Annotated in this window: 10 protein-coding genes and 1 riboswitch; of the genes, 7 read left to right on the forward strand and 3 right to left on the reverse strand. The window is 62.3% G+C overall.

Translation table 11 applies throughout. The annotated features are described in order from the left end of the window. Positions 1–187: 187 nt before the first annotated feature. The 6 genes from QM596_RS05890 (at position 188) to QM596_RS05915 (ending at position 8378) form a co-directional block, all read left to right on the forward strand. The gene (locus tag QM596_RS05890; RefSeq protein ID WP_019745064.1) at positions 188–1816 is read left to right on the forward strand and encodes an ABC transporter substrate-binding protein; all 1629 of its coding nucleotides are present in this window, start codon (positions 188–190) and stop codon (positions 1814–1816) included. Positions 1817–1995: 179 nt separating this feature from the next. After that, a riboswitch (SAM riboswitch) is annotated at positions 1996–2091 on the forward strand. Between the two features lie 4 nt (positions 2092–2095). After that, the gene (locus tag QM596_RS05895; protein WP_283308360.1) at positions 2096–3175 is read left to right on the forward strand and encodes an LLM class flavin-dependent oxidoreductase; all 1080 of its coding nucleotides are present in this window, start codon (positions 2096–2098) and stop codon (positions 3173–3175) included. Positions 3176–3204: 29 nt separating this feature from the next. Next, positions 3205–4599, forward strand: a complete 1395-nt coding sequence (locus QM596_RS05900) for an NtaA/DmoA family FMN-dependent monooxygenase (RefSeq protein WP_283308361.1) — start codon at positions 3205–3207, stop codon at positions 4597–4599. A gap of 69 nt (positions 4600–4668) precedes the next feature. After that, the gene (locus tag QM596_RS05905; protein ID WP_164840885.1) at positions 4669–6030 is read left to right on the forward strand and encodes an MFS transporter; all 1362 of its coding nucleotides are present in this window, start codon (positions 4669–4671) and stop codon (positions 6028–6030) included. A gap of 224 nt (positions 6031–6254) precedes the next feature. Next, a complete protein-coding gene (ftsW, locus tag QM596_RS05910) occupies positions 6255–7631 on the forward strand; it encodes a putative lipid II flippase FtsW (RefSeq protein ID WP_020908900.1) in 1377 nt (458 codons plus the stop codon). Between the two features lie 114 nt (positions 7632–7745). Next, the gene (locus QM596_RS05915) at positions 7746–8378 is read left to right on the forward strand and encodes a TetR family transcriptional regulator (RefSeq protein WP_019745059.1); all 633 of its coding nucleotides are present in this window, start codon (positions 7746–7748) and stop codon (positions 8376–8378) included. Positions 8379–8381: 3 nt separating this feature from the next. Here the strand turns inward: QM596_RS05915 and QM596_RS05920 are convergent, their stop codons facing one another. Beyond that, positions 8382–9140: an SDR family NAD(P)-dependent oxidoreductase gene (locus QM596_RS05920; RefSeq protein WP_069145698.1), complete on the reverse strand. Its 759-nt coding sequence runs from the start codon at positions 9138–9140 to the stop codon at positions 8382–8384. A gap of 130 nt (positions 9141–9270) precedes the next feature. Here QM596_RS05920 and QM596_RS05925 point away from each other — a divergent pair, with 130 nt between their 5' ends. Then, a complete protein-coding gene (locus QM596_RS05925) occupies positions 9271–10011 on the forward strand; it encodes a VIT1/CCC1 transporter family protein (RefSeq protein ID WP_069145699.1) in 741 nt (246 codons plus the stop codon). A 54-nt stretch (positions 10012–10065) separates the two neighbouring features. On the opposite strand, the gene QM596_RS05930 is transcribed toward QM596_RS05925, so the two are convergent. Together QM596_RS05930 and QM596_RS05935 are read right to left on the reverse strand one after the other, a co-directional pair. After that, a complete protein-coding gene (locus tag QM596_RS05930; RefSeq protein WP_042952793.1) occupies positions 10066–10956 on the reverse strand; it encodes a universal stress protein in 891 nt (296 codons plus the stop codon). Between the two features lie 48 nt (positions 10957–11004). After that, complete coding sequence (locus QM596_RS05935; protein ID WP_283308364.1) at positions 11005–12540, reverse strand: CYTH and CHAD domain-containing protein; 1536 nt, start codon at positions 12538–12540, stop codon at positions 11005–11007. Positions 12541–12586: the final 46 nt, after the last annotated feature.

Genomic DNA, 12586 nt, shown 5'->3' on the forward strand with positions numbered 1-12586 from the left:
TTCTCGTGCTCGGATGTCAGTCGCCGTCAACCACTCGGCCCGATCATCTCAGTTGTGCGCATCCTTTGTCTCCGTGAATGTTTCCGGTCACCGGGAACGTGCTGGGCGTCACTCCACAGAGGACATCACTATTAGCCGATTGCGGCCGATCCGTGGCTGCGTCTACTGGAAGTGAGGTGGAATCTCCGTGTCGCACTCGAGATCTTGGCGCATCGGGAAAGTCAGCCGGGTCGCCGTCGCATTGCTCGGTACCGGGGTTCTGTTGGTGGGCTGCGCGAGCAACGGTGACGACAGCGGAACCGATACGACGAATACGTCGGGGGACGTCGTGACCGGCATGGTCAACGAGCAACCGGACCCAGGCGACGCGGTCGCCGGCGGGACCATGACGTACGGCGTGCAGGTTCTCGTTCCCTCACTTGACCCGACCAAGACGGCAGCGCGCGGCGGTTCCGGCGGTGAGGCCTTTGCTGCGGTGTACGACGTCCTGATGAGTTACGACACTGCGAGCGGCGAGTTCGAGCCCAAGTTGGCTGAATCGCTCGATACCAGCGATGACGGAAGCACGTGGACGTTGAAACTTCGCGACGGTGTGAAGTTCAGCGACGGTTCCGCGCTCGACGCCAACGCCGTGATTGCAAGCATCGATCGGTACAACGCGGGCAAGGGCAATGGCGCCGAGTTGTGGCTGGCTTCGGTGGAATCGGCGCAGGCAAGCGGTCCCACGACGGTCGACTTCAAGCTGAAGACGCCGTGGATGCGCTTTCCGTCGATGCTCGCTCTCGGGCACGGGATGATCGTCGCCCCGAGTTCGCAGCAAGGCGACAAGTTCACCGCGGTGGGTGCCGGACCCTTCACCGAAGATCTCTTCACGCCGAGCGTCGAGCGAATCTTCAAGGCCAACCCGTCCTACTACGGCGGTGCTCCCAAGCTGGACAAACTGCGGATGGTTGCACTCAACGGTCCGCAGGCCAATCTCGAATCATTGAACAGCGGTCAGCTCGATGTTGCCTACATTCGCGGCCTTACTTCGGCGATCAATTCCGCCAAGTCCGCTGGTTACCCCGGCTACATCGACGTGCTCAACGCCGGTAGTGCCGAGATTGTCAACAATCGTGAAGGCCGACCGGGCTCGGATGTTCGCGTCCGCCAGGCGATCGGCTACGCGCTCGACACGACATTGATCGATCAGCGCGTGGAAAACGGTGAGGGACTGCCTGGCTCGGAGTTGTTCGGTCCGACGTCGCAATGGCACGTAGACACACCGGGTATTGCCTACGACCCCGAAAAGGCCAAGGAGCTTCTGAATCAGGCGAAGGCAGACGGATACGACGGCACTCTCGACTACGTCGTGCTCAGTGAGCCCAAGGACCACGCGATCGGTCTCGCCGTGCAGTCACTGTTGCAGGCCGTCGGGTTCGAGGTGAACTTGATCTTGGCCAACAACGCCGGCGACATCGTGCAGAACGTCTACGTCAAGCACGATTTCGACCTCGCGCACGCGGGCATCGGAATGTACGAGTCGATTCTCGATCTCGGATTGTTCTCCACGACCAACAGCACCTCGATGGCGAATACTGCTGGATATGCGAACCCGGCGATGGATCAGCTGATCGCAGATCTACAACAAGCCAAGGATAATTCGTCGACCCTGGCGATCATCGGCAAGATTCAGACGCTGTGGAACGAGACGGTTCCGTCGGCGCCGATCGGCGGGCTCACGTCGTTCTGGGCTTGGCAGAAGAACGTGCACGGTGTGGTTCCGACTGCAACCGGCATCATGCTGTTCGATCAGGCATGGATGGGCGCGAAGTAGCTTTCCAGCGCACACCGAGAGCCCCGCCCGACGCGAGTCGGGCGGGGCTCTTCGGTGTCTACGTCGGCTAGCGTTGCGCAACCCTTTCGATCAGGATGATTGTATTGAAATATGTTGTAGGTCAATATGATTCGTAAAGTGCGATTTGACTTGTTCAGCGTCGCCCGCATAGATTGCATCCACCATCCAGAGTGGCTGAGAGACCTGGCTCGATGATGCCGCAGCAACCCGCTTCGTTTGCGCAGTGTGGGTGCTACCGCCAGGACCGATGGAGGACACATGACTGTATTTGCCGTGGGTATCGAACTGGACGGCGAGGGCACTCACCCCGCTGCCTGGCGCCGAAGCTCACATCGCCCGGATCAGTTGCTCACGGGTAAGGCTGTGCGCGATCGCGTCGCGGCTGCCGAGAATGCGGGCTTCACCTTCGCGACGTTCGACGATTCCATCCTCCCTCCGAGTGGTGACGTTGTCGGCCGCATCGATGCCGTCTCCAGGGCGTCATACGTGGCGGCGACGACCAGCACGATCGGACTGGTCCCCGTCGTCGGGACCACGTACGCCGAACCGTTCCACACCTCTTCGCAATTGGCGACATTGGACTACTCCTCGCGTGGGCGTGGCGGCTGGCTTGCTGTTCCGGTCGAAGACGATGCCGCGGCGAGGGCGTGGGGGAGGGCTCCGGTAACGACGGAGTCGGCGCGTCAGCAGGAGCAGCGGGATTCGGTTACCGTCGTGACAGATCTCTGGGATTCGTGGGAGGACGACGCCGTCGTCCGTGACTATCTCAGTGGGCGTTTCCTCGAGCGTGATCGTCTGCATTACGTCAATTTCGAGGGCGACACCTTCTCGGTGAAGGGGCCGTCAATCGTTCCGCGGCCGCCGCAAGGCCAGTTGGTGGTGTTCGGCCACTACGGCGCCATCGAACCACACCAGGCCGATGTTGTTCTCGTTTCCGGTGATTCGGTGGAGGCCATTGCACAGTCGGCTGCCAAGGCGCGCGATGAGGGCGCGTCATTGGTGGTCGCCGAGGTCGATGTGGCATTCGATACGCCGAATCTGTCTGCGGCGCAGCGGTTGATCGAGCTGAACTCGTACGGGAATGCCGTCGTCACTGGCCGACTGCTCCTGGCTGCAGATCCGGGGGAAGCGGCCGTGGTTCTGAAGAAATTGGCCGGACACCTCGACGGTGTTCATTTCCACGCTCTCGTGATCGACGAGGACCTTCCGGTGCTGGCCAAATTCGTGCTTCCGGCGCTGTCGAAGTCCGGATTGACGCGACGCCCGGTTCCGGGATCGACTCTGAGGGGCAACCTCGGCCTGCAGCGGCCCGCAAATCGATTCGTCCACTCCTCCTGACTTGACTTCGCGCTAAGGACATTTCGGCTATGACTGCATCACGCTCCGCCGTACCTCGACCCGACGCACACGTTCACTTCGGCGTCTTCTTCCAAGGGGTCAACCACACCACCATCTGGTCCGATTCCTCGAGCGGATCCCAGATCGACTTCGAGACGTTTCGGCGGTTGGTACTCACCGCCGAGCGAGGTCTGTTCGACGCCTTCTTCCTCGGTGAGGGCCTTCGTCTTCGCGAGCAGAACGGCAAGATTCTCGATCTGGATATCGCCGGCCGCCCCGACGCCATTGCGCAGTTGGCCGCCCTCGCCGGTATCACCGACAAGATCGGGTTGGTCGCGACACAGAACACCACGTACAACGAACCGGCCGACCTCGCCCGTCGACTCTCCGGCCTCGATCTACTTTCCGACGGACGGGCCGGCTGGAACGCGGTCACCACTGACAACGCTTGGACGGGAGAGAATTTCCGTCGCGGTGGTTTCCTCGACCACGCCCTGCGTTACGAGCGTGCCGGGCAGTTCATCGAAACTGCACGGGCACTGTGGGATTCGTGGGCCGACGACGCGATCTCGGACTCTCGCACGTCCGAGAACTGGTCGACTCCGGGAGCCGTGAGCGACGTACGCCGCCAGGCTTCGCAGTTCGACATCACCGTGACGCCGACGCTTCCCCGCAGCAGACAGGGACATCCGGTCATCTTTCAAGCGGGCGATTCGCCGACTGGACGCGATTTCGCGGCGACGCACGCCGACGTCATCTTCTCGCGACACGGAACGCATTTCGACGGCGCGCTCGACTTCGCCGACGACATTCGGGCTCGGTTGCGTAGCGTCGGGCGACCGGAGGACGACGTCAAGATCCTGCCCAGCACGCAGATCGTGTTGGCGGAGAACGAGTCCGAGGTCGAGGAGAAGGCGCGGTGGGTCCTCGAAGGTCAGTTCACCGGTCAAACCGCACTGTCCCTCGTCGGATTGGTGTGGGGGAAGGACCTTTCCGACCGAGACCCGGACGGTCCACTACCGGAGGAAGATCCGGTTGCCCGCCCGGTGTCCGAGACGCGCGGTTCCGCACGAGACGGCAACGACCCCATTGCGATTGCACGTGAATGGCGGGCTCTCGCCGAGGCAAAGAATCTGTCCCTACGTCAGGTCGCCATCGAGACCTCGCAGCGTTCGGGTTTTGCGGGCACTCCGGGGCAGGTCGCAGATCAGTTGGTTCATTGGGTGCGCAACGGAGCTTCGGACGGCTTCAACATCTCGCCGTACCTGGTGCCGACCGGGCTCGACGAGATCGTCGACTGGTTGATCCCGGAACTGCAGGAGCGTGGGGCGTACCGCACCGAGTACTCCACGTCGACGCTGCGAGAGCACTTGGGGTTGCGACCGCCGCTCACGCGTCGGGCCGCGTCTGAAGCTGCGGGGTAACGGGTCCTGTCCCACACGGTCACGGCGGCGGCCGAATCCACCAAGCTCGATTCGGCCGTCCGCTGGGAGATCATCGTCTGCGTAGCCGCGGGCTTCACCACTCTTCTCGATTCGGCGGTGCTCGGAATCGGGGTTCCGTCGATCCGGGCGTCGCTGGGCGCGTCGACCTCCGAGGTGCAGTGGATCCTTGCGAGCTATTCGCTGACTTTCGGCTTGGCCCTTGTGCCGGCGGGCCGACTCGGTGACGTCGTCGGGCGTCGACGCTTGTTCTTGGCAGGGCTGAGCATTTTCGCGGTGATGGGAATCCTCGGAGCATGTGCGTCGGATCCGTCGATGATCGTGTTGGCTCGTCTGGGACAGGGGATCGGCGCAGGCACCATCAGTTCGCAGGTGCTCGGCATCATCACCGACCGGGTGTCCGGAAAGGCTCGGGCGAAGGCGTTAGGCGCGTACAGCACCGCGGGTGGTCTGGCCGGCGTTTCCGGACCGATCCTCGGTGGCGTTCTGCTGAAGTATTCCGACGCCGACTTCGGATGGCGGTTGCTTCTCGTTCTCAACGTGCCGTTTGCCGTGATCACTCTGATTTTGGCGTTTCGCTTTCTGCGCCGTGATCGAACTACCCGATCAGGCGCATCGATCGATCCGGTTGGGCTGTGTCTGCTGGCGACTACGACCGGGCTCCTGCTGTGGCCCATCGTGACCCGAACCAGTGTCACTGTGGCTGCGGCTTTCCTGATCGGTGCGTTCGGCGCTGCCGTTGCCTTCTGGTTCTGGGAACGTCGGTACGCCGAGCGCGGCGGGACGCCGGTACTGCTTCCGTCGTTGATCGCCTCACGGGGCTTCCGACTGGGTACGACGGTTGCACTCTTCTGGTTCGGATCCATCCTCGCCGTCAACGCGGTGCTCAGCCTCTACCTGATCGAAGGTTTGGGCTTCGCCCCGCTGAGTGCGGCGTTGATCATGACCGGTAGCTCACTCGCGATGGCATTGACGTCGGCTTTCGGATGGCGGCTGGTTGCCAGGTTCGGCCGAAGTGCAGTGGTTTTTGCCATAGTCGGCGAGATCCTTGTCATCCTCGGGTACATCGCAGCGGTCAATCTGATTCCGCGGGAACATCTGATCCCGGTGCTGGTGGTCCTGGCGGTGTTGTCGGGAGTTGCCAGCGGGTTGGTCGACGCGCCCAATCGGGTGCTGACTCTCGAATATGCACCGCCGGGCGCGAACGGTGTTGCGGCGGGTTTCCTTCAACTGTCTCAGCGCCTGTCAGCGACCATCTCGCTGGCCGCGGTATCGGGGTTGTATCTCGGTGTACTCGGATCGTCGCCCGACGGATACGGACGTGCGTTCGGGATCGCGCTTGCCGTCTGCGTGGTCATGTTGACGCTCTCGTTGGCGGGGGCGGTGGCAGACCGACGCCGGCGAAGGACGTGACCTGGTATTTCGTGGGTCTCCATGGACCTCGGGAGGCCGAGCCCGTGTGACTCATGGGACTTGTGTTACCCATGGGTTAGGAGTCGTGGGACGATACTTGTGTGGTGACCGGTCGCAGTGAAGACAAGCCCAACGGTCGCGGGAGTGGAGAGCCAGTTAACTCACCCCGTGGATCGTCGGACAAACGTGACCGCACATCGACACCCTTCCGCGCTCGAACGGCGATGTGGACGAATCGGCCACTGTTCGATTTCCATATGATCGTCGGTCTGGTCGTGCTGATCGTCGCGTTCGGACTGCTGATGGTGCTGTCGTCTTCGGGTGTCGAATCCTATGTTCTGTCCGGGACGTCCTACGCCCGCTTCTGGCCGCAGTGCATGTTCGCAGCGATCGGTTTGGTGATGTTCGTGGCGGTCGTGCGGTTGCCGACCGAAACGATGCGTAGAGCCTCACCATGGCTGCTGATCCTGTGTCTTGTTCTGCTTGTCCTGGTGCTGATTCCAGGTATCGGCTCGGAACAGATGGGTGCTCGCAGCTGGTTTGTGATCGCGGGTATTTCCTTCCAGCCTTCGGAGCTGGCCAAACTTGCTCTGGCGATCTGGTCCGCGGCGACGGTTGCGTCGTTCATGAACGCGCGGATGGATGTCAACCGTGCGCTGCCGGTGATCGGCGGTACGACGCTGCTGGTTCTGGTTCTGGTGGTGTTGGAGAAGGACCTCGGAACCACGATCACCATCGGCATCATCTTCATGTCGGTGCTGTGGTTCGGGCTGTTCCGGATGAAGACGTTCATCAGCCTCACGCTCGGTTCCGCAGTCGCATTTCTCGTGCTCGGGCTTACTGCTGGTTACCGCTCGGATCGCATCAAGGCTTTCCTCAATCCTGATCTCGACCCGCAAGGCTTGAACTTCCAGAGCACTCAGGCCAAGTACGCCTTGGCGAACGGCGGCATCTTCGGTCGCGGTCTGGGGCAGTCCGACGCCAAATGGAGTTACCTCCCGCAGGCGCACAACGACTTCATTTTTGCCGTGATCGGTGAAGAGTTGGGTCTGGTCGGTGCGCTGATCGTCGTTGCTCTCTTCGCCGCGGTTCTGATCGTCGGACTGCGAATCGCGAAGCGGTCGACCGATCCGTTCCTCAAGGTCATGACGGCGACAGCAACGACGTTGATCGTCGTGCAGGCGTTCATCAACATCGCCTACGTCGTTGGCCTGATTCCGGTGACCGGGCTGCAACTACCGCTCATCTCGGCGGGCGGAACGTCGATGATCACCACCTTGCTGATGTTCGGGCTCATCGCGCACGCAGCCTTCCGTGAGCCCGAGGCTGTCGCCTCGGCCGAGAGCAGCGGTCGCGGTTGGATTCCGCTGGTCTTCGGCAAGCCTCGGTTCGGCATTGCCAAGAAGCCACAGACTGACCGACGTCGGCCGCCTGCTCGCCGCGCCCAGCCTGCCCCTACTGGTCAACGCCGACCGGAGCGACGGGCGCCGCAACCCGACAGGCGCCGGACTCAAGCGCCGGGCCGACGCGCACCGTCGCGCGACTGGTCGGAAGATCCACGTAGACGCGGCCGATCCGATCGGCCGCGGCGCGCTTCCTGATCTCGGCCAGTCTTACTGGCGGCCAGCTCGGAAGCGGGCAGTCATGCACCCGACGATTGCGTTGGGCGGCTACATTGGGAGTCGGCAAAACGACGTCTAATTAGGGTTGTGGACATGGCAGGTGGCGACAAGGCAGACCAGTCGGTGGTCGAACGTAGCTCGGTGACCGGACGTCGTACGACGCCGTCGCAACGAGCGCGTTTTCGCCGGATTGTCGACGCCGCAATGGAATCCGCCTCCGAAGGCGGCTACGACGCGGTGCAGATGCGATCGGTCGCCGATCGCGCCGGCGTCGCGATCGGCACTGTTTACCGGTATTTCCCGTCCAAGAACCACATGCTCGTCGTCGCATTGTTGTGGATGTTCGAGGGTTTGCGTGACAGATTCCAGGACTTTGTAATCCCGGGCGAGACTCCGTCGGACCGAATTCTGTTTGTGCTGCGCAAGAATACGGAGGTCCTCGAGACCGATCACCTCCGTTACGAAGCGTTGGTTCGGGCGTACATGTTCGCGGACGCATCGGCGACTCCGGAACTCAACGCGCTCGGTGGGGTCGTGACCGAGATGTTCGCGAAGGCGATCGGCGTCGAGGAAGTCTCGCAACAGCAGATGGATGCGGTGAAGGTCATCGACGACGTCTGGATGTCGAGTCTGGTCTCGTGGGTTGCCGGCCGGATGACGACGGACGAGGTGATGGCGCACCTCGAACTTGCCGTGCGACTGGTCTTTCGCAAGTTGGGTGGATAGCGCTCAGACGGTGTAGCCGCCGTCGACGTTGAGCTTTTGACCGCTGATGAATCCGGCCGCGTCGCTTGCGAGGAAACATACTGCTTCGGCGATGTCGACAGCTGATCCGAAGCGCTTCAACGGAATTCGGCTCATTGTCACGTCGAGTGCGCTCTGGTCGAGTTCGGCGGAGTTGATCAGTCGCTCCGCCATTCCGTCCGTCAACATGCCTGGTCCTACCGCGTTGAACCGAACGCCGTAGCGTCCTTCCTCTGCGGCGAATCCGCGAACAAGTTGTTCGACAGCCCCTTTGGTGCCTGCGGAGAGTCCGTCGCGCACGGGAAAACGATCCGTTGCCGCGGTTGTCACCGCTACCACCGAACCCGAAGATGCCCGCAGCGCAGGCAGGGCGGTGTGGACGAGTGTGAAGAACGCCGCGGCTTCCTGGTTCAGTTGTTCGGTGAAGAACGCCGGCGTCACGCGTGAGAGGTGCGTCATCGGGACGTGCGGTCCCGCAGCGTGGACCAGTGTCGTCAACGCTCCCAGATCACTGACCGCATCGCGGACGGCGGAGCTGATCGACAACTCGTCGGTCAAGTCGAGAGAGTACGAGTGGGCGAGCACGCCATGCGCTCGAATCTGCTCGCTCAGTTGCTCGGCAGCGTCCTTGTTGTTTCGGTAGGTGAAGGCGACGTCGTGCCCGCGGTCGGCGAGAGTCAGGGCGATCGCTGACCCGATTCCACCGGTTCCGCCGCTGACAAAAGCGGTGCGTACTGCGCTCACAATGCCTCCAGAGGTGTGCGTTTCATAACCTAGCAAATGCTTGGTTGGGTTATGTCAGGGAATATATCAGTACGCGAAGGACAGGCTCAGATTGCTATCGCAACCGGACTGATCGTCCTAATCTGTTGCCATGTCCGGAGACAGTGTGCAGTTGACCGACGGGGCGCCCGGTGGGGAATCGGAACCTCACGCACCGAGTTTGAACAATCGCCTGAATTGGCTGCGTGCAGGTGTTCTGGGGGCAAACGACGGAATCGTCTCGACCGCAGGCCTCGTGGTCGGTGTCGCGGCAGCCACAACCGAGCGCTCCGCGATCTTCACGGCCGGTTTCGCTGGCCTGGTTGCCGGCGCTGTGTCCATGGCGTTGGGTGAGTACGTCTCGGTCAGCGCTCAGCGAGACACCGAACGCGCACTCCTGCAGAAGGAGAAGAAGGAACTCCTCGAGACACCGGAGGCGGAACTCCAGGAACTGACCGAGATCTACGAGAACAAGGGATTGAGTCCGGAGACGGCCCGCCGCGTCGCCGAAGAATTGACCGAGCACGATGCTTTTGCGGCACACGTCGAAGTCGAATTGGGTATCGACCCGGACGATCTCACCAATCCATGGCATGCGGCGATTTCGTCGGCAATCTCGTTCACGATCGGCGCGGCGATCCCGTTGGTCGCAATCCTGTTGCCGCCGACGGGTATCCGCGTCCCCATCGCCTTCTTCGCAGTGCTGATCGCACTTGCACTGACCGGGACGATCAGCGCGACGCTCGGCGGAGCCCGCAAGACCAGAGCGGTGCTACGAGTGGTGATCGGCGGCGCGCTCGCGATGGCTGTGACCTACGGAGTAGGTCAGCTGGTGGGGACGGGCCTCACCTGACCCCTGCTGTGCGCCTTTATTAACCGCGGGGGGTTAATAAAGGCGCACAGCAATTCAGGCGCGACAGATCATGACCGGCCCTGGCGCATGGTGCAGCAGATTCTGGCTGGTCGAGCCCATCACGGCGGCGGCCATCGCACTGCGGCCGTGGCTTCCGACAACTATCAACTGCGCATCGTCGGCGTACTTGAGCATGACGGGGGCGGCGGCGCCGGGTTCACTGATGCGGGTGACCGGCACGTCCGGGTACTGATCGGCCATGCCGGCCAGGTTCTCTGCCAGCAGTGCTGATTCCTCCTGCTCGACGGCCTCCCAGTCGATGAGGATTCCCGCTCCGCCTTCGCGGAAGGTGGACGAGCCCTGCCAGGTGTGGACCGCGATAAGCGGCGCGTCGAACTGATCGGCATAACGAAACGCGTACTCGACGGCCTTCTTGCTCAACGCACTTCCGTCGACTCCGACGATGACGGGACGTTGATCCGGACCGGGATTCTCCGCCGAACCACGCCAGACGGTGACCGGACAGGTTGCGTGATTTGCCACCTTCAGTGCGGTCGATCCGAGCAGCCGCGAGCGCAGTGCACCGGATCCGGTCGACCCCATCACGATCAGGCGTGCGGTACCCGAGGATTCGAGGATGTGCGTCGACGCCGGGCCCGGTGCGATCTCGGATTCGATGGTCAGTTCCGGGAATTCAGCTGAAATCACCGCGGCGGCGGCATCGACGATCGCTTCGCCGTCTTCGCGGATCTGGCTGAGGAACTGCGACTGCAACATCACTGCAGCGGGACTGTAGATCGGACCCTCCTGCGGCAGGGCATGCGCCAGAATCAGTCGTGAGTTCACCGCGTTCGCGACCGAGGCTGCCCACCGGGCCGCCGCCGTCGAGGCCTCGGATCCGTCGATACCGGCGACGACGTCCTGGTGTCCTGCAAGTGTGTTCATGTCTACTCCTCTGAAATGATCGAGATCGGTCGACTGGTTACAGCCTGGTCACCAGAGTGACGACGCTGATTTGACGGCTTCCTTCCACGTCTTGCGGAGCAGTGTTGATTGCCCGTCGGCGATTTCCAGTTCTCGTCGGTAGGCCATGCCCAATCCAAAACTGGTGAGCGAGGTGTGCTCCTGCTCCGCAGCAATTTCGAGCAGATGATGTTGGGCTACAACGGAATCCTGATGCTCGCCGAGAACGTCCTGGAAGTGGCTGAAATGCTTCAAGGCACGCTTGGCCCGGCTCTTCGACACCGGTTCCATGACCTCGATCGCGTACTTCATCCGCTTGGCGCCCTTGCGTGCGCGGTGCATTCGCTCGTCACGCTCGGTGCGGGTATCGGCATCGAAGACGTGATCGACCCGCTTACCGACCTTGTGAGCTAGATGGCGCAGGGTATGAGCCAACTCTCGCGCCGACGCCTTCTTTCCTACACGGTGGGCGGCAGTGTCGAATTCGAGGTCGCCGACGTACTCGTCGAGTCGATCGAGCAGTGTGGTGTAGCGCTCGGAATCGAGCGCTTCGAGGGCGGTTTCCTGTGCGGTTTCACCGCGGGCCGAGAAGTACTCGTCGATTCGAGCGCACACTGCTTCTCGCTCGGGCATCTCGTCGATTTCACCGAGTCGTTCCACGAGACGCTCCCACTGGACCTCGACGTCGCGGGCGTCACCGAACTTTCCACCGATCCACCGAAGATCCGTGATGAGATCGTCGGCCTTGGGGGAGTGACCGGCGTACGACTGTAGAGCGCTGCGGATACGACGTGCTGCGACCCGGAAGTCGTGAACGGCTTCGTCGTCGGCGCGGCGCGTGCCGAGATCCGCGGCGACCAGTGCGCGCAGTTGTTCGATGAGGTAATTACGCAACAGAATTCGCGGATTCGACGCTTTGCCAGTGGTGACCTCGTGGCCGACGTATGGAGTGACCGAAGTGCCCAGTGCTCGTTTGAGTTTGGACGGACTCGCAGAACGCTCGAGCCCCGCGTCCAGTAGAACCGACTCGATTGCATCGGCCAGGGCTTGCCCGCCTGCGCCTTGTTCGACCTCGACTTCCTGCCACGTCGACTCACCGGAACCGTCTGCCTTGCAGGCGATGACGGTGTCGGAGACCACTTCGGCAAGCAGGACACCGTTTTCGCCGTTGAGTCTGGTGCGCTCCCGATCGGTGATGATCAGGGCGACCGGCACCAGATCGTGACCGCGGATGACCGCCCGGATCAGACTCGCCAGCGGCGAGGGCACATCGGTGCTCTCGTCCGGGGGAAGCTGGATTTCGGTTCTAGTGTCCTCGCCTGCGGGAAGTTTCATGTGCCACCCCGCGTCGTCGCCGCCCTCACGCTTGCGCAGCGTGATCTTCTCGGCGAGCAACCGGTAGTCGGCGGTGTCGAAGTAGGTGGCAGAGAGCTGTATCGAGTCGTGGACCGGTTCGCCGACGACACCGGGAAGTCCACCCAGCGCGGGAACTTCCTGCTCGGCCGGCGCCTCGTACTTGCGCTCGATCTCCCGTACGGCTTCGGGTACGACGGCGGTCTTGCTCATCTGGTCTCCTCTTGCGGTGCGGTCTGCGCTTCCATCCTCCCGGTAT

Origin of the sequence: Rhodococcus sp. IEGM 1406 (assembly GCF_030056745.1) — a bacterium.
GTDB lineage: Bacteria > Actinomycetota > Actinomycetes > Mycobacteriales > Mycobacteriaceae > Rhodococcus_F > Rhodococcus_F erythropolis.